The sequence below is a fragment of the Paraburkholderia sediminicola genome (assembly GCF_046026675.1).
Classification (GTDB): Bacteria; Pseudomonadota; Gammaproteobacteria; order Burkholderiales; family Burkholderiaceae; genus Paraburkholderia; species Paraburkholderia sediminicola_F.
Genome location: NZ_JAQQEY010000002.1, coordinates 3,111,334 through 3,127,433 on the forward strand (window position 1 = coordinate 3,111,334; position 16,100 = coordinate 3,127,433).

16 protein-coding genes are annotated in these 16,100 nt (G+C 62.6%); 6 read left to right on the forward strand and 10 right to left on the reverse strand.

Going from position 1 to position 16,100, the window contains the following annotated elements; translation table 11 throughout:
* Position 1 precedes the first annotated feature (1 nt).
* From PQQ86_RS33615 to PQQ86_RS33625, 3 genes are all read right to left on the reverse strand, one after another.
* On the reverse strand, positions 2-1,435 hold the full coding sequence (locus tag PQQ86_RS33615) for a TolC family protein (protein ID WP_408277070.1): 1,434 nt from the start codon (positions 1,433-1,435) through the stop codon (positions 2-4).
* Entirely contained in the window at positions 1,432-1,752 is a 321-nt protein-coding gene (locus PQQ86_RS33620; protein WP_408277072.1) for a hypothetical protein, read from the reverse strand. Before PQQ86_RS33620 ends, PQQ86_RS33615 begins: the two co-directional genes overlap by 4 nt.
* Positions 1,753-1,845: 93 nt before the next feature.
* Complete coding sequence (locus PQQ86_RS33625) at positions 1,846-2,379, reverse strand: hypothetical protein (protein WP_408277074.1); 534 nt, start codon at positions 2,377-2,379, stop codon at positions 1,846-1,848.
* A 73-nt stretch (positions 2,380-2,452) separates the two neighbouring features.
* On the opposite strand from PQQ86_RS33625, the gene PQQ86_RS33630 reads away from it, so the two are divergent.
* The 5 genes from PQQ86_RS33630 (at position 2,453) to PQQ86_RS33650 (ending at position 7,058) form a co-directional block, all read left to right on the forward strand.
* Positions 2,453-2,650, forward strand: coding sequence for a heavy-metal-associated domain-containing protein (locus tag PQQ86_RS33630; protein WP_408277077.1), 198 nt, complete (start codon positions 2,453-2,455; stop codon positions 2,648-2,650).
* A gap of 98 nt (positions 2,651-2,748) precedes the next feature.
* Complete coding sequence (gene copM, locus PQQ86_RS33635) at positions 2,749-3,147, forward strand: CopM family metallochaperone (RefSeq protein ID WP_408277080.1); 399 nt, start codon at positions 2,749-2,751, stop codon at positions 3,145-3,147.
* A 359-nt stretch (positions 3,148-3,506) separates the two neighbouring features.
* The gene (locus PQQ86_RS33640; protein WP_408277082.1) at positions 3,507-4,826 is read left to right on the forward strand and encodes an MFS transporter; all 1,320 of its coding nucleotides are present in this window, start codon (positions 3,507-3,509) and stop codon (positions 4,824-4,826) included.
* 49 nt (positions 4,827-4,875) lie between these two features.
* Positions 4,876-5,835, forward strand: a complete 960-nt coding sequence (locus tag PQQ86_RS33645) for a dihydrodipicolinate synthase family protein (RefSeq protein ID WP_408277085.1) — start codon at positions 4,876-4,878, stop codon at positions 5,833-5,835.
* A 137-nt stretch (positions 5,836-5,972) separates the two neighbouring features.
* The gene (locus tag PQQ86_RS33650; RefSeq protein ID WP_408277087.1) at positions 5,973-7,058 is read left to right on the forward strand and encodes a LacI family DNA-binding transcriptional regulator; all 1,086 of its coding nucleotides are present in this window, start codon (positions 5,973-5,975) and stop codon (positions 7,056-7,058) included.
* A gap of 45 nt (positions 7,059-7,103) precedes the next feature.
* Here the strand turns inward: PQQ86_RS33650 and PQQ86_RS33655 are convergent, their stop codons facing one another.
* On the reverse strand, positions 7,104-8,933 hold the full coding sequence (locus PQQ86_RS33655) for an ABC transporter transmembrane domain-containing protein (protein ID WP_408277090.1): 1,830 nt from the start codon (positions 8,931-8,933) through the stop codon (positions 7,104-7,106).
* 148 nt (positions 8,934-9,081) lie between these two features.
* On the opposite strand from PQQ86_RS33655, the gene PQQ86_RS33660 reads away from it, so the two are divergent.
* The gene (locus PQQ86_RS33660; protein ID WP_408277093.1) at positions 9,082-9,279 is read left to right on the forward strand and encodes a hypothetical protein; all 198 of its coding nucleotides are present in this window, start codon (positions 9,082-9,084) and stop codon (positions 9,277-9,279) included.
* A 104-nt stretch (positions 9,280-9,383) separates the two neighbouring features.
* Here PQQ86_RS33660 and PQQ86_RS33665 read toward each other — a convergent pair whose 3' ends face one another.
* The 6 genes from PQQ86_RS33665 to PQQ86_RS33690 are packed head-to-tail and all read right to left on the reverse strand — an operon-like array spanning position 9,384 to position 15,858.
* On the reverse strand, positions 9,384-10,733 hold the full coding sequence (locus tag PQQ86_RS33665) for a hypothetical protein (RefSeq protein ID WP_408277096.1): 1,350 nt from the start codon (positions 10,731-10,733) through the stop codon (positions 9,384-9,386).
* On the reverse strand, positions 10,730-12,322 hold the full coding sequence (locus PQQ86_RS33670; protein WP_408277098.1) for a VWA domain-containing protein: 1,593 nt from the start codon (positions 12,320-12,322) through the stop codon (positions 10,730-10,732). The genes PQQ86_RS33665 and PQQ86_RS33670 overlap by 4 nt, the downstream gene beginning before the upstream one ends.
* Positions 12,312-13,349, reverse strand: a complete 1,038-nt coding sequence (locus tag PQQ86_RS33675) for a vWA domain-containing protein (RefSeq protein WP_408277101.1) — start codon at positions 13,347-13,349, stop codon at positions 12,312-12,314. The genes PQQ86_RS33670 and PQQ86_RS33675 overlap by 11 nt, the downstream gene beginning before the upstream one ends.
* Positions 13,336-13,875, reverse strand: coding sequence for a DUF4381 domain-containing protein (locus PQQ86_RS33680; RefSeq protein WP_408277103.1), 540 nt, complete (start codon positions 13,873-13,875; stop codon positions 13,336-13,338). The genes PQQ86_RS33675 and PQQ86_RS33680 overlap by 14 nt, the downstream gene beginning before the upstream one ends.
* Entirely contained in the window at positions 13,872-14,846 is a 975-nt protein-coding gene (locus tag PQQ86_RS33685; RefSeq protein ID WP_408277106.1) for a DUF58 domain-containing protein, read from the reverse strand. The genes PQQ86_RS33680 and PQQ86_RS33685 overlap by 4 nt, the downstream gene beginning before the upstream one ends.
* A 52-nt stretch (positions 14,847-14,898) precedes the next feature.
* Positions 14,899-15,858, reverse strand: a complete 960-nt coding sequence (locus PQQ86_RS33690) for an AAA family ATPase (RefSeq protein WP_408277109.1) — start codon at positions 15,856-15,858, stop codon at positions 14,899-14,901.
* Positions 15,859-16,100: the final 242 nt, after the last annotated feature.

Here is a 16,100-nt window from a genome sequence, read left to right on the forward strand (position 1 = left end):
GTCATTGACCTTCAGAATCTGTGGACGACGCTTGCGGCGTCATGGATGTAAATGGCGCCGAGGCCATCGCGAGAGCCGGCAGACGGCCACCGAGCGCCTGTTGCAGGTCGGTCTCCGCGAGCCAGTAGTCTTTGAGCGCGTCGATATAGCTGTTCACCGCGCCGATCTGATCGCGCGAATCGGCGAGCAGTTCGAACACGCTCGCGAGCATGCCGTTATAGCGAAGCAGCAGTTCGTCCGAAATCATTTTGCGGATCGGTACGACTTCGTCGCGATAGTGCTTCGCAACGTCGTAATCGGTCACGTAGGCCGAATACGATTCTCGAACCTCCGAGCGCGCGTTGATTGCGGTCTCGGCGACGCGGTTCGCCGACTGCAGATAGATCGCTTCGGCGCGGGCCACTTTCGAGGCACCCCAATCGAAAATCGGAATCTCAACGCTGATCTCGTAGCCCTGCTCGCGGCCGTCGGAGGTCGTGAAATTGTTCTGATAGCCGACATCCAGCGCATTGATGAATCGCGTTGCCCGGCTTAGGCCCAGTGAGCTCGCAACGCTCTGCGTCTGGAGTTTTGCTGCCTGGATGTCCAGGCGGTTCTGCATCGCGAAGCGTTCGAGGTCCTGCAATTCGGGCCTCGTTGCAGGCAGGTCAGGCAGACGTTCGGGAAGGTCGTACTGTGCTTGCGAACCCCATAGACCCATCGTGCGAGTGAGCTTTTCCCGCGCGGCTACCGACTGCTGCCGCGCTTTTGCCGCTTGCGCCACGGCTTCCGCGTAGAAGGCCTGCTCACGCGCATAGTCGAGCTTGCTGAAGTTGCCGGCTTGCTGCATGCGCAACGCAAGTTCGGCGCCGGCTTCCGCCGAGTCCTTCACCTGCTCCGCGTAGGCCGCGGACTGCTTCGCCGCGACCGCGCCGACATAGGCGCGTCGAGCATCGGCGGCGACTTTGAGCATGGCGTCCGCTGCGAGCAGCCGGGTCTGCTCGAAACGGCGGCTCTCGATGCGCGTCGCCAACGGCAGCGTCAGCACGTTCAACAAGCCAAGCGTGAACGTGCGGCTGATGCTCAGATCGCTGCCGCCGTGCGTGCGGCTGAATGTGAAGCCGGGATTCGGCAGTCGTCCCGCCTGCACCAGGTCCGCCTCGGCAATGCCGAGTTCGCTATACGAGGCCTGCAATCCGCGGTTATTCAATAGTGCGATCTGAATCGCGTCGTCCATGCCGAGTGGTCGGGATAGCAGTTCCTGCGTGAGTTTGGCGACAGCGTTTCGGTCTTCCTCTGTTTTGACCAGTACGGCGTCTTTGCCGAGCCGCTGCGATGCTGTTGTTGAAACGGTGTCGAAGCCGCCGTCCTTCGAAAAGGTCGTGCAGCCGACGAGAAACGCCAATGCGGTAGTGGCGGCAATGAGCCGGCCAGTGGGAAAGAGAGGCTGCTTCATTCTGCCGGCCCCTCCTGATGGGCGCCGTGGCCGCTGTGGTTAGAGCCTTGGTTGGCGTCGGCATCGGCATCACCCGAATGCATTTGACCGTGGTCCATCCCGGCCTTGCCCGATGGGCTCGCCACCGCGCGGTTGAGCGCTTGCCAGGTGGGCGCCTTCTGTTCCCGGTATGGCCGATAGTCCGCGAAGACAGACGGCACATTGACCGCCGGAACCGATGCGGCGGCATCCGCCGGGTCAGGATTTGGGGGCGTGGCGTGCACGAGCGCCGGCAATACTGCCGTCGCGCCGAGCAGCGCCGCAATAAACGTTCGCATTGATTTTCTCGTCGTATGCCACCCGGACGGCCAACGCGCAACGTGCGGCCATCAAGGCGAAATTGAACATCGCAGCATCACGCTGCGAAGGAACTAGACGAGAGAGATTCGGGGAGGTCGTTCGATGCCGTCAGTCAGGAACGACGCGACACGGACCGAGGGAGCAAGAGGCACAGCGAAATGGACAGCGTCAGCGGATATCGCCGCAACCGGAGCGGCCGGCAAGCCGCCGCCGAAACAGCACGACGCGCAGGTCGAACAGGCATGCGCGTGATGCGCGCCGCCAGGGTGACTGTGGTTCTGCGAATGGGCACTGGCGATGTCATTGGCGCTATCGGCCATCATCGCGGCGTGGTCATGTTGATGAGTTGCCTCGCCGGCATTCTCATGGAGCGTGGACACCCCTGCTCCACCAACATGCGACGAAGCGCATTTCATGGAGACGGCCGCGAACGACTGAACCGGAAGGCTCACCGCGAGCAGCACGACGAGAAAGAGTTTGCGCCAGTAAGACATGGGTACGGAGTCTAGCACGCTGTTTAAGAAGACTGTAAGGCTAGGACCACTGCAATCTATGGCGGCTTGTTGAACAGATAGGGCCACGGTTGGCGGCAGCATCAACAACATGAATGTATATGCTTGACCTTCCCGCGGTGGGATGGTCCAACCTTAAGTTCTGATTTCTCATCGGAGGCAAGAAATGGAATTCCAAATCCCGGACATGTCATGCGGCGGATGCGCCAACGCCATTACTCGTGCAGTAACTCGCATCGATCCGGAGGCGAAGCTCGACGTCGATGTCGCCGTTAAAATCGTGAAGGTCGCATCGACCTTGCCACCTGAACGCGTCATCGAGGCCATCGAAGCGGCGGGGTTTCATCCTTCGCTCAAGCGCTAAACGGATCGCATGAAGCTGTGTCTATCGATTAAGCTGGGCACCCTGTCCGCAGGCGTCATGGTTGCCTGATATCACTTTCTCCCAACGGAACATCCAATATGAAAAACCTTCGTGCATTCCGTGCCCTTTGCCTTTTCAGCGGTGTCGCGTTTGCTGTCGCCGCGGCGCCCGTCTACGCTCAGCAGGGTGCGTCGATGCCCGGCATGGACATGTCCGGTTCAGCGGACGCCGGGTCGAGCGCATCGACGCAGGCGTTCAAGAACGCCGACGAGAAAATGATGCAGGCCATGGATGCACCTGCCTACACGGGCGATGCCGACAAGGACTTCGTCGCTCACATGATTCCGCATCATCAAGGCGCGGTCGAAATGGCGCAGGTCGAACTGAAATACGGCAAAGATCCCGAGTTGAAGCGCCTGGCCCGAAACATCATCAAGGCGCAACACGATGAAATCGCGTTCATGCAACGCTGGCAGGCGAAGCACGGCGTGAAGTGACATCGGGCAACATGCCCGCTCTGACGTTTTAGTGCTTCAAAACCATGCTTGACTTCGCGGTGGCGCAGGCGTCGCCATGAATGCCGGAATTCAACCGCGAATGACTGGTGTTTACCCGCCAAACCCACTCTGACACTTGCCACTTGGTCGAGATGCGGTTCAAAATGTAAGCGCTATCATTTCTGCCACGCATACCCCTGCGTGGCAGAAATGACCACCTGAGACACGATCAACACACCAATATGTAAGCGCTAACATAGTGCAAGGAATGGCAATTGGAGAACCCTGATCTCCCGGCGACCTGACATCGCATCAGCGCGCCCCGCACCGAACAAACACATGAACCGGAGACAACCAGCATGAGCGCCACCCCGAACCTCGAGCAGGCCCCACCGAAAATCCGCCGCGCCCAGATCGTGGCGCTCACGCTGCTGATGGTGAGCGGCATCGTCAACTATCTGGACCGCGGCACGCTCGCGGTCGCCAATCCGCTGATCCGTCATGACCTCGGCCTCTCGCTCGGCGAGATGGGCCTGCTGCTGTCCGCGTTCTCCTGGAGCTACGCGTTGTTCCAGTTGCCGGTGGGCGGCCTCGTCGACCGGATCGGACCGCGCAAGCTGCTCGGCATCGGCCTGATCGTCTGGTCAGTCGCGCAGGCCGCCGGCGGATTCGTCTCGACTTTCGGCTGGTTCATCCTTGCGCGAATCGTACTGGGCATCGGCGAGGCGCCGCAGTTTCCGTCGGCGGCGCGTGTCGTCAGCAACTGGTTCCCGCTGCGTGCGCGTGGCAAGCCAACCGGCATCTTCAATTCGGCGTCTCCGCTCGGCACGGCGCTCGCGCCGCTTTGCCTGTCGATCATCGTGGTTCAGTTTCACTGGCGCTGGGCCTTCATCGTGACGGGCGTGCTGGGCCTGATCGTCGCTGTCGTATGGCTCGCCGTGTATCGCGATCCGGCCAAAGCCACGATGAGCGAAGCGGAGCGGCACTATCTCGAAGGCGACGAAGCGAACCGCAAGCCGGCCCCCACGCTCACGTTCGCCGACTGGCGTTCGCTGTTTTCTCACGGCACCACGTGGGGCATGCTGATCGGCTTCTTCGGCTCGGTCTACCTGAACTGGGTGTACCTCACGTGGCTGCCCGGCTACCTGACGATGGAGCGGCACATGAGCCTGATGCATACGGGCATTGCTGCGTCGATACCGTTCTTCTGCGGCTTTCTGGGCTCGCTCACGGCCGGCTGGTTCTCCGATCTCATCACGAGCGGCAGCTCGAATCCGGTCACCAGCCGCCGCAATGCGGTGGTGATCGCGATGCTCGGCATGGTCGCGTTCACCATTCCGGCGGCGCTCGTCGAGAGCAACACGATCGCGATCGTATGCATCTCGGTGGTGATCTTTCTGGCGAATGCCGCCTCCGCCAGTTCATGGGCGCTTGCCACCGCCGCCGCGCCGCCGAACCGCGTCGGCTCGCTCGGCGCGATCCAGAACTTCGGCGGCTTTCTGGGGGGCGCCCTTGCACCGATCCTGACCGGCTATATCGCGCAGACCTGGTCGTTCGTTCCTGCTTTGCTGACGGCCGCCGGCATCGCGTTTGCCGGCGCCATGAGCTACCTCCTGCTGGTGCGCAAACCGATCGACGACCGGCCCGTCTCCACTGAAACCCTGCGCGCGCCCGCCTGAAGGCGGCCGCTGCGCCCTCTCATCGAATCCTTTCCCGGAGATCAACAACATGACTACCGCCAAGCACGCCACGACTTCAGTTGAGGGCATCGTCCCCGTGATGCTGACGCCGTTCGACGATTCCGGCGCCATCGACTACGCCGGACTCGAACGCCTGATCGAGTGGTACATCGCGCACGGATCCGACGCGCTGTTCGCCGTCGCCCAGTCGAGTGAAATGCAGTTTCTGACGCTCACCGAGCGTGGCGCGCTGGGACGCTTCGTGGTCGAGAAGGTCGCCGGCCGCATTCCTGTCGTGGTCTCGGGCCACATTAGCGACGACGCCGATGCCCAGGCCGAAGAGCTGAACGTTGCCGCGGCCACGGGCGCGCAAGGCGTCGTGCTCGTGACGAACCGGCTCGATCCGAATCGTCAGGGAACGGAGGCCTTCGCGGCGAATCTCAAGCGCCTCCTCGCGCGTATTCCGTCGGACATGCCGCTCGGTTTGTACGAATGTCCGGCGCCCTACCGCCGGCTGCTGTCCGACGATGAACTGAAGCTCTGCATCGATACCGGCCGCTTCATCATGCTGAAGGACGTGAGTTGCGATCTCACTACCGTCAAGCGGCGCGTCGCGCTCGCCCAGGGCTCGCCGCTGAAGATCCTGAACGCCAACGCGGCCATCGCGTGGGACGCCATGAAGGCCGGCTCCGCAGGCTTCAACGGCGTATTCACGAACTTCCACCCGGATCTGTACAACTGGCTGCGCAACGACGCGGCACAGGACCCGGCTCTCGCGGAGGAGCTCGCGACGTTTCTCGTGCTCTCCGCCGTATCCGAAGCGCTAGGTTACCCCGCGCTTGCGAAGATCTATCACCAGCGCATCGGCACGTTCGACTCGATCCGCTGCCGCGCGATCGACTACGACGTGCGCGAACGCTTCTGGGCGCTCGACGCGGTGCTCGACAAGATCGTCGCCGGCACCGAGCATTTCCGCTCGCGCATCGCCGCGCTCGGTCAACGCGGCTAGGCTCGTGGGCATCAGCCGTCAGAGACACCCGGTGACCGGAACGGGAGCCCCCACTGCCATGTCCGCTCGCGCTCCGCGCGCGCACGCGGCGGTAAGATGTCGGGCGTTCTCCGATTCACCCTTCGTTTTCTGATCCAATGCCCGATTCCGCCGATTCCCCCGAGTCCTCGGCCACCGTCCGAACTCCGACGAACCGTGCCCGCCGCAACACGGGCCGTACCGTGCTTTCCGATGTCGCCAAGCTTGCGGGCGTATCGACGGCGACCGTGTCGCGGGTCTACAACGAGCCGGACAAGGTCTCGGCGAACGTGCGCGAGCGTGTCGAACACGCCGCGCTCACACTCAACTGGTTTCCCAACGCAGCGGGCCGCGCGCTCGCGTCCACACGCAGTCACATTGCCGGCATCATCATTCCAACGCTGGATGACCAGGTGTTCGCTTCGCAGGTGAGCGCCATGCAGGCTGCGTTCGCGGCACGCGGCATCACACTCGTGCTCGGTTGCTCGAACTACGATCCGGCGCAGGCGCTCGTGCAGGTGCGCGCCATGCTCGCGCGCGGTGTCGAGGCAATGGCCGTGGTGGGCGAGGCTCATCCGCCCGAACTATTCGAGGCATTGCGGAGTTATCGCGTGCCGTATGCAGTCACGTATGCGTATCGCAAGGACAGCCCACATATCTGCGTCGGCTTCGACAATCACGCGGCCTACACGGAGATCACCGAACATCTGATCGGCCTCGGGCATCGCTCGTTCGCGGTCTGCATCCAGCCGACGCGTGACAACGATCGCGTGCAGGCGCGCGTGGCCGGCATCCGCTCGACACTCGAACGCCACGGCCTCGCGGTGCGGCCGGAGCACATGCTCGAAGGCAAATCAACGATCGAATTCGGCCGACGCAGCCTGCGCTCGATCTGGCAAGCGCCCTGCGAGCACCCGACCGCGATCATCTGCGGCAACGATCACATTGCGCTTGGCGTCCTGCGCGAGGCGGAGGAACTGGGTATCGCGATTCCCGGCGAATTATCCGTGACGGGCTTCGACGATCTCGAGATCGCGAAAGAGCTACGCCCCGCGCTGACGACGATGCGAGTCGACACGTACGAGATCGGGCGCCTTACCGCTCAGTATCTGCTCGATGTGCTCGACGGCAAGCGCCCGCAGCACGGACACGAAGTGCGAGCCCTATTCCAGCTCAGGCAATCGACCGGGCCGAGCGCGCAATAGCTGCGCGGCGCTTATCTCGGGACAGCGTTGCGTAGGGCTTGCTTGTCACACCGAGTCAATCGGATCGCTCACCGCGCCTTGCTGCACCGCATGCCCCAACTGCTCGCCGAACTGCAAGGCGGCAAGCTGGGCATAGAGCGATGAACTCAGAAGAAGCTCAGCGTGACGGCCCTGCGCGACGATACGGCCTTGTTCCAGCACAACGATGCGATCGGCCTGTTGTACGGTTGCAAGACGGTGCGCGATAACCAGTGTGGTGCGGTTCTGCGCGGCATTGTCCAGCGCCTTTTGCACGAGCCGTTCGCTGGCGGCATCGAGCGCACTGGTCGCTTCGTCCAGCAACAGAATGGGCGGATTCTTCAGGATCGCGCGAGCAATCGCAATGCGCTGGCGCTGTCCGCCTGACAGTCGCACACCACGCTCGCCGAGAAAAGTGTCGTAGCCTTGCGGCAGTTCGTCGATAAAGCCGGCCGCGGCGGCCATCTCGGCAGCCCGTTGCACTTGCGCGAGCGTGGCATCCGGTGCGCCGTAGCGGATGTTGTCGAGCACGCTGCCGGAAAAGATCACCGATTCCTGCAGCACCACGCCGATTTCCTTGCGCAACTCGACGAGCGGCACATCACGCGTCGGGACGCCGTTGATCAGAATGCTGCCGGACTGCGGATCGTAAAAGCGCAGCAGCAGCTGGAACAGCGTGGTCTTGCCCGCGCCGGACGGTCCGACCAAGGCGACATGTTCGCCCGGACGGACATCGAGTGAAAGTGCGGAAAGCGCGGCAATGCCGGGGCGCGACGGATACGAGAAGCTGACGTTGTCGAAGCGGATGCCCTCGCCTCGCGCAGGCAACGCGACCGTGGTCTCGGCCTGCACCACCGGCGAGCGCGCCGCCAGCAGTTGCAGCAAACGCTCGGTGGCGCCGGCGGCACGCTGCAGATCGCCCCACACTTCAGCCACTGCTCCCACGGCACCCGCCGTGAACACCGCGTAGAGAATGAACTGGGACAACTGGCCCGCTGTCATACGCCCGGCAAGCACCGCTTGCGCGCCGAGCCACAGCACGAACACGATCGCGCTGAACACCAGCACGATCACCACGGCGGTCAACCAGGCGCGTGCACGAATGCGCGTGAGCGCTGTATCAAAGGCTGCTTCCACCGCGCCGGCAAAGCGCCGCACCTCGAAGGGTTCCTGTGTATACGACTGCACGGTCGGCATGGCATTGAGCACCTCGCCTGCCAATGCACTCGTGTTCGCGATCTTGTCCTGGCTCGCACGCGAAAGCCGCCGCACGCGCCGGCCGAAGATCACGATAGGCGCGACCACCACGACCAGCGTCGCGATGATGTAACCAGAGAGCACCGGGCTCGTCACCGCCAGCATTGCCACGCCACCAGTCAACAGAAAGAAGTTGCGCAATCCCAGCGACAGGCTGGTGCCCACCACCGCCTGGATCAGAGTAGTGTCGGCGGTGAGTCGTGACAGCACCTCGCCGGTTTGCGTGGTCTCGAAGAACTGCGGACTCATCCCCAGCACGTGGTCATAGACCGCCCGCCGCAAGTCCGCCGTGACCCGCTCACCCAGCCACGACACGAGGTAGAAGCGCAGCGCCGTAGCGGCGGCAAGTACCAGCGAAACGAGAAACAGCGCGAAGAAATAGCGATCGATGTGCGCCCGATCGCCCCCGGCGAAGCCACGATCGATCAGGTATTTGAACGCCACCGGCAACACTAGCGTGGCGCCTGCTGAGGTCACCAGCGCGAGGAACGCGAGCGCCCAGCGGCCGGCATAGGGCCGCAGGAAGGGAAACAGGGCAAACAGAGGGCCGATACGTCGTGAAGCTGATGCAGGCGGCGAAGACGGGACAGCATCTGGCATGAAGTTTCCCTGATGAATCGAAGGTCACCCCGATTGTGCCAGTCCTGCGGATTCGAAGGCGGTTCACGTAAAAGCCTCTTCCACATGCTTGCCGCGATTGTCCATCTGTATCAAGATCAAGCCGACTCATCCGGACCAGGCCATTCCCATGAAAGACGACTCCGACTCCGATCCCGACAAACTGAAAGGCCCCGGTGGTCTGACGCTGCGCCAGATCCACGATCAGGTGCAGAAGAGCGTCGAGCGCGACCGCGAAGAACTGGCATCGCGCAACGCTATCGCTCCGCATCGAAGCAGGTGGCAACGTTGGGTGCGTTACGTGTGGGGCCGCAGCGGGCGTCGCTAGGCGGCGAAAAATGGCCGCGCAAACCCGATGCGCGGCTATGCCCTAGACGATGGATCGTGGCGGCCTATATCGCCTTCGCCTGAAATCGACCGACGGTTTTCCACTTAAAATTTATTGAGCGGTGGCAGGGCCTGCGTTTCATGCTGCTGCAATCTTGTCTTTTTCTCGGCCCGTCGCAATGCTGTTTCAGCGTCCTTCCAGTGAAGCTCGGGCGCAACACCGCCGGCATAGTGCGCGTCCACAGCATCGATCAGGTCCATAACGCCAGTATCGTCCGCACGAACGACGCTTTCCAGCCGCGCGGGATGTCCGAATTCGTGCGTTCTATCCATCCAGCGATACAACGCCGGAATGATCTGCCGCCAATCACCCTGACGCGCAACATCATTCAGCCCGCGCCACGCAACGGCCTCGCCTTCGAGGTACCGCTTGCGTGCGTCGGCTGCACGTTTCCAGGCGCGCCTCAAGAGCGTGATCACACGCACACGCGCCCAGACCGTCAACATGATCGCCAGCAGAACCGCACAGCCGACAATCACCTGCCTGCTGTGAATCACGATGATTCTGTGCGGGAAGCCATTGCTCATCGCTTCGATGGGAATGTCGAACAGGGGCTTTTCACGCGCGGTGAAAGCCGAAAACGTCACACCCGGCAACTCGATCGTCTCTTTCTTTTGCGTCTTCGTGTTCCACCATTCGATCGTCACCGGCGGCAGTTTGAACCGGCCGTTGTGATCGGCGGTGTAGGTCACGCTGTCGGTTCGCTCGCCCGCCACGAGCCCTACCCGGTCCTGCACGATGTTGCGGGTCGCGGGCGGTTTGGCGTAACGCTTCAATCCGTCGACGTCGCCCAGATTCACCGGCGGAATCAACATCGACTCGGTGCCGGCGGCACTTTGCGTAATCGTGCGCGTCACGGAGTCGCCCACTCTGATGTGTTCCTTCGCCGGCTCGATAGTTTGCGTGGCCGTGAGCCGGGTGGTCGGAAAAAAGGTGCTCATACCTTGCGCGCCCGGCGGCAGCGTCGCGACGAGTTTGAGTGCGGGCGTCATGACCTGCACAGGCGTAGTCGTGCCGCCCGGATACACGGTGATGGCAAACGGCGCGATGTCGAATGTCTTTCCTGCTTGCGGTGCAATGCGATAAGCGCGGCTCACACCGAACCAGCGCACGCCGCCGATGTCCTCCGAGAGGTTGTCCGCCTGCTCGTCAGGCAGGCTGACGATCGCGTCGGGCACGGTGAAGAGCGGCCAGTTCGGCGCCTCGGTAAACCATGTGGTCGTCAGCAGGTCGACGACGAGCTTGACCTCGCTGCCCGCAACGACCGGCCCCGAGGGTTCGAGATGCGCGCGAACCATAGTCCGCGGCGCGGGGTCGGCAAAGGCCGGTGCCGAAGCGCAAGCCGCGCCGAGCCAGGCGATAAGCAATACAAGCCGCAGGAAAGCCGCTGTCATGGCGCGCTCGCTCCCTTTACTTCGGTTTCCTGCAAAAAACGCTGCTGCAGAAAAACCGCGGGCGATGTATTCAGATTGCGCATCCAGACCTCTTCGCTCGGACGCGGTGCGCCCTCGATCACGGTCGACGTGCCTCGTCCTTTCTTTTTGTCGCTCTCCACCTGGTCGGGTGGATCCTCCTCCGGATCCATTTCATCCTGCTGGTCTTTCGCCAGCAAACGCTGCAGGAAGGCCCGATTGGTCGCTGCCTCGCGCAGTGCGGGCTGAATCTTGAGCGCGTTGTCATACGCCTTGATGGCAGCAGCAAAGTCGTCCAGATGTGCAAGCGTGTTGCCCATGTAGAAATACGCTTGCGCCGTCTTCAGACGCGAAAAACTTTCGAGCGCGCCGGCATAGTCACCCGCGAGATATTGCGCGCGCCCCTTCCACATCGGGTCGTCGAAGCGTTGCGCGGCCGCTTTGTAATCGCCGTGCTCGGAATCCCAGCGGCCCTGCTGATCGTGCGTGGCGAACAGATCGACCCAGCGCCAGTCGGCCGCTTCGGCATGGCGCGGCACGGCGCTGAAAGCGAGTGAAATCAGCACCACGGGCAGCCACTTGACGCTCCAACCGCGCCGGAAACTCCATAACGCCAGCAGCAATACGGGAATGATGAGCCAGTAACCCGACTCTTTCCAACGCGGGACGATCTTCGATTCCTCCGCTTGCGCGAGGTAGGCCTGCGCGCGATGCTGGACCCACACCACGTCATCGTCGTCCACGCGCATGCTGGCGAGCGGAACGCCCGCTTCGTCCGCCACCTTGCGAATCGCGCCGGCGTCGAAGGTACCCATCATCGGATGCCCTTCGGGGTCCATTGCGATCATGCCGTCGGGCCCGCGGATCGGTCCGCCGTTCTCCGTGCCGACCGCGAGCCACAGCAGTTGATGACGGATCGCCTTGGCCTTTTGCACGAACGCGTCCGCCTGATTCGTATCGAAGCCGTCGCTCATAAAGACGATCGTGCCGGCGGCGGGATCGTTCGCGAGCAAACGCTCGGCGGCATCGAGACCGGCGGTGGCATTCTTGCCGTCACGCGGCATCAGCGAGGGCGAGAGCGCCGGCACATACAGCTCGAGCATGGCGGGGTCCTCGGTGGGCGGCACGACGAGATGGCCGCTCGAAGCGAACACGACCAGTCCGGTGCGCGCGCCCTTGCGCGCGCGGGCGATATCAAGCACCTTCTGCTTGGCGCGTTCGAGCCGCGTGGGCGCCACGTCGGTGGCGTCCATCGAATGGGCGAGTTCCAGTACGACGACGAGCGGCGCCTTATCCTGATTGAACGGTGGGCGCTCCTGCTGCCAGGTCGGCCCCGCGGCGGCGAGCGCGCCGATGCCGAGCAGCAGCCCCAGCGTGTGCACCGGTTGAATCACGCGGCGCTTCGTGTCGCCGACAATCAGATGCTCCAGCAGCGCGGGATCGATGACATTGCGCCAGCGCGCGCGCACGTTGTTGCGGCGAAACCAGCAAAGCGGCAGAAGCACGGCGGGAATCAGCAGGAGCAACCACAGCGGCCGCAGAAAATGGAAGGCGGTCAGATCAATTTCCATGACCCGCCTCCATGGTTTTCGCCCGCTCAGGCCGCGCCTCGCGACGCGGCGCACGCAGCACGGCAATCAGCAACGCAAGCACATGGTAGAGCGCGAAAATCGCAACCGCCGCAGCGGCCGGCACCCAGTAAAAGTCACGCTGCGGGCGATAGATTTCGCGCGTCACTTTCTCGGGCGTGAGTTTGTCCAGCGTGGCATAGACATCGACGAGATCCTGCTGCCGGCCGAGCGCGCGAAACGACCGGCCGCCCGTGATGCTCGAAATGCGCGCGAGCGCATCGAGATCGACCTTGTCTTCGCCGGTGGTGTCCGGATCGCCGATACCGATGGTGTGCACCACCAGCTTGTGGCTCCTGGCAATCTCCGCTGCGCGCTCGGGCGGAATCGCGCTACTGGTGTCGTTGCCGTCGGTCAGCAGGATCAGCACTTTCTCCTGCGCCTGCGAGTTCGCCATCAGCTTGACGGTGAGTCCGATCGCATCGCCGATGGCCGTGCGCGGCCCTGCCATGCCGATCTGCATCTGATCGAGCAGCACCTGCACGGCGTCGTGATCGAGCGTGAGCGGCGCCTGCGGATAGGCTGCGTCACCGAACACGACGAGGCCGATGCGGTCGCCTTTGCGCCTGGCGATGAAGTCGCTCACCACCCGTTTCACTGCGCTGAAGCGGTCCATGCGCTCGCCGGCGGCATTGACGAAGTCGCGCGTGGCCATCGAACCGGAAAGATCGATCGCCAGCATCAGATCGCGAGCGGGTTCTTCGCGCACGATGGGGGCTTCGACATAGACAGGCTTGGCCGCAGCGATCACGAGTAAGGCCCACAGAAGTGGCATCAGCAAACGCTGCAGCCAGTTGCGACGCAGCCGCACGCCGCCTGGCGCCGGCTTTTCGCCAGCGGCGTGCGCCATTTCGTGAAAGAACGGCACCCGCACCGCGGAGGCCGTCGTGCGATAAGCCGGCACCAGCCACCACACGAAGAGCGGCAGAGGCAACAGCGCAAACATCCACGGGAAATCAAACTTCCACATGATGGTGTTCGATCCAGTCGCGGGTGTGGTTGATGAGCGTCGCGGCTTCGTCGCCGGAAATAGCGGCAACCTGGTCGGGTGGCGCATAACTCGCGAGCGCCAGCAATGCCTCGCTTCTCGCATCGAAGCGGCCGCGCGTGCGTTGCAGGAACGCAAGCCATGCATCGCCGGTGAGCGCGGCGACCTGCTCGCGTGGCGCAACCGCCAGCGAGGTTCGCTTGAGGAGACGAGGGATCGCAGCCAGCGCGCTCGCGCGCTGTGCGGAATCCGTTTGCGTCGCGGCAAGGCTCGCTTCGATGCTCGCCAGTTCCGCCAATGCCACACGACGGTAGCGCTGCCTCTCTCGCCGCCGCCAGATCAGCCAGCTCAGCACCGCCAGCAGCACCAGCAGTAAAAGTCCGACGAATACCCAGCCGATGGTTTGCGGCGCGTACGACACCGTCTGGGGCAGCGGTAGTTCCAGCAAGGGCTGAAGTTGCCCGGACGAATCGGGCGGAACCAGCGCCGAAACTGCCGAGGCACTCATATGCCGCTCCCGGTAGCGGGCCGCGCACGCTCGCCGAACAGCCGTCGCACCTGTTCGACCGTCGGCTCCGCAGTCGACAGCGCCATCAGCGGCACGCCGCTCGAACGCAACAGTTCGGCTACTTCCGCGGTCCGGCCGCTGAACAGGGTCGACAACGGCGCCCTCACCCGCTCCTGCTCGATTCGCAATTCGACCTGCAGACGGCCTTCGCTGACCACCAGCGCACGGTGTTCGGGCATGCGCTGCCACAAGGGATCGAAGATCATCGCCGCGACGACGTCGTTGTGCGCGGAGAGTTGCCGCAACAGCTTTCGCGTGCGCTCGCTCGCCCCCGCAAAATCGCTGATGATGCAAATGAGGTAGTCGTGACCGGCCAGCTTAAGCACCCCTTCGAGCGCCGTGTCCAGTTGTCCGTAATCGGTGCGCGCTTCGCTCTCGGCGTGCAGCGCGCGGTTCATCGTGGCGAGCACGCCGAACAGCATCTTGATCCGGCTGCGGCTGCGCAGCGGCTTGACCCGCACGACCTGGCTGTCGTTGAACAGTACACCGCCTACGCGGTCGCCGGCGGTGAAGCCCATCCATACAGCAAGCGCTGCCACTTCAGCGGCCACCACCGACTTGAACGCGCGGCGCGACCCAAAAAACATGCTCATGCGTTGATCGACTACGACAAGCAGCGGCCGGTCCCGCTCTTCCGTATAAGCGCGAACCTGAGGCTTGCCGAGACGCAGCGAGACCTTCCAGTCGATATGACGGACATCGTCGCCCGGCAGGTACGCACGGATTTCTTCGAAATTGAGCCCACGTCCACGCAATCGCGAAGCGTGACTGCCTGACAACACGCTCGATACCGGCGCGGGCGCGACAAAGCTCAGCCCACGGGCATGAAACTCGAGCTTCGCCAGATGCGCTGCGTCGACATACACGCGGCCATCTGCTGAAGTCGCAGCGCTTGCAGATTCGGACATCATGACCACGGCGATCCCCCGCGTCGATGCGACGATACTTATATTGCGCCAGGTGTCAGGCCGGCACCGCAACCTTTTCGATCAGCCGGTCTATCACCGCGTCGGCGCTGATGTTCTCGGCATTGGCGTCGTAAGAAAGGATCAGCCGATGCCGCAGTACCGGATGAACGACCGCGCGCACATCGTCGGGTGTGACGAACTTGCGGTCCTGCAGCCAGGCTTGCACGCGGCTCGCCCGGTCGAGCCCGATCGAACCGCGCGGGCTCGCACCGATCTCGATCCACTTGCCGAGGTCGGCATCGAGCTCCTTACCATGCCGGGTCGCATTGACGAGCGACACAATGTAGTCGTCCATTGCCGGCGCCACCGCGATCCGGCTGATTTCTTCACGCACCGCAAAAATGACATCCTGTGCAAGGACACTGGGCGTGCTGTCCGCCTCGTTGTTTTCGCGCCGCAGCAATCGCAGCATGTCGACTTCGCTTTGCGGCGACGGATAACTAATTAGCACTTTAAGAAGAAACCGGTCCATTTGCGCTTCAGGCAATGGATAGGTACCTTCCTGCTCAATCGGATTTTGTGTTGCCATGACAAGAAACAGGTCCGGCATTCGATGCGTTTTACCTGCAACGGAAATTTGCCGCTCTTCCATGGCCTCCAATAATGCGGATTGAACCTTGGCAGGCGCGCGGTTAATTTCATCCGCAAGAATCAGATTGCCGAAGATAGGCCCGGGCTGAAAGCTGAGCGTGCGTTCCGTGCCGCTTTGCAGCAGCGTTTCGGCGCCGGTGATGTCGGACGGCAACAGGTCGGGGGTGAACTGAATGCGGCTCATGGTGGCCGCAAGACGCGTGGCAATGGCTTTGACAGTGCGGGTTTTGGCGAGTCCGGGCAAACTTTCGAGCAGCACGTGGCCGTCTGCGAGAAGCGCAATCAGTACCTGCCGGACAACCGCTTGCTGGCCCACTATCGCTTCGTTGACACTCGATTCGAAGCGCAGGATCGTTTCGCGCATAGCTCTCGATTTCCCCAATCATTGGATGGTGGAACAACTTGCATGCCACGCTCGCCGCCAGACACGTTAATGCACCCGCGCAATTCCGTCAAAGTTTCGCACCTACCCAAAAAAATGCGTGAAATGTGTTTAAAAAATTGTTAGCCTGCGTCTTACGTTTCGCAAAGCCGTATCCGGCGCATTGATTACCGGCGTAAATCGTTATTCCGTATCGCTAAGCTTCGCTTTAGTGCAAAAGAGAA

What these genes read in the sequence shown, in the direction of transcription:
- PQQ86_RS33615 (WP_408277070.1), bottom strand. Translation starts at nt 1,435, where the DNA reads ATGAAGCAGCCTCTCTTTCCCACTGGCCGGCTCATTGCCGCCACTACC.
- PQQ86_RS33620 (WP_408277072.1), bottom strand. Translation starts at nt 1,752, where the DNA reads ATGCGAACGTTTATTGCGGCGCTGCTCGGCGCGACGGCAGTATTGCCG.
- PQQ86_RS33625 (WP_408277074.1), bottom strand. Translation starts at nt 2,379, where the DNA reads ATGTTGTTGATGCTGCCGCCAACCGTGGCCCTATCTGTTCAACAAGCC.
- PQQ86_RS33630 (WP_408277077.1), top strand. Translation starts at nt 2,453, where the DNA reads ATGGAATTCCAAATCCCGGACATGTCATGCGGCGGATGCGCCAACGCC.
- copM (WP_408277080.1), top strand. Translation starts at nt 2,749, where the DNA reads ATGAAAAACCTTCGTGCATTCCGTGCCCTTTGCCTTTTCAGCGGTGTC.
- PQQ86_RS33640 (WP_408277082.1), top strand. Translation starts at nt 3,507, where the DNA reads ATGAGCGCCACCCCGAACCTCGAGCAGGCCCCACCGAAAATCCGCCGC.
- PQQ86_RS33645 (WP_408277085.1), top strand. Translation starts at nt 4,876, where the DNA reads ATGACTACCGCCAAGCACGCCACGACTTCAGTTGAGGGCATCGTCCCC.
- PQQ86_RS33650 (WP_408277087.1), top strand. Translation starts at nt 5,973, where the DNA reads ATGCCCGATTCCGCCGATTCCCCCGAGTCCTCGGCCACCGTCCGAACT.
- PQQ86_RS33655 (WP_408277090.1), bottom strand. Translation starts at nt 8,933, where the DNA reads ATGCCAGATGCTGTCCCGTCTTCGCCGCCTGCATCAGCTTCACGACGT.
- PQQ86_RS33660 (WP_408277093.1), top strand. Translation starts at nt 9,082, where the DNA reads ATGAAAGACGACTCCGACTCCGATCCCGACAAACTGAAAGGCCCCGGT.
- PQQ86_RS33665 (WP_408277096.1), bottom strand. Translation starts at nt 10,733, where the DNA reads ATGACAGCGGCTTTCCTGCGGCTTGTATTGCTTATCGCCTGGCTCGGC.
- PQQ86_RS33670 (WP_408277098.1), bottom strand. Translation starts at nt 12,322, where the DNA reads ATGGAAATTGATCTGACCGCCTTCCATTTTCTGCGGCCGCTGTGGTTG.
- PQQ86_RS33675 (WP_408277101.1), bottom strand. Translation starts at nt 13,349, where the DNA reads ATGTGGAAGTTTGATTTCCCGTGGATGTTTGCGCTGTTGCCTCTGCCG.
- PQQ86_RS33680 (WP_408277103.1), bottom strand. Translation starts at nt 13,875, where the DNA reads ATGAGTGCCTCGGCAGTTTCGGCGCTGGTTCCGCCCGATTCGTCCGGG.
- PQQ86_RS33685 (WP_408277106.1), bottom strand. Translation starts at nt 14,846, where the DNA reads ATGATGTCCGAATCTGCAAGCGCTGCGACTTCAGCAGATGGCCGCGTG.
- PQQ86_RS33690 (WP_408277109.1), bottom strand. Translation starts at nt 15,858, where the DNA reads ATGCGCGAAACGATCCTGCGCTTCGAATCGAGTGTCAACGAAGCGATA.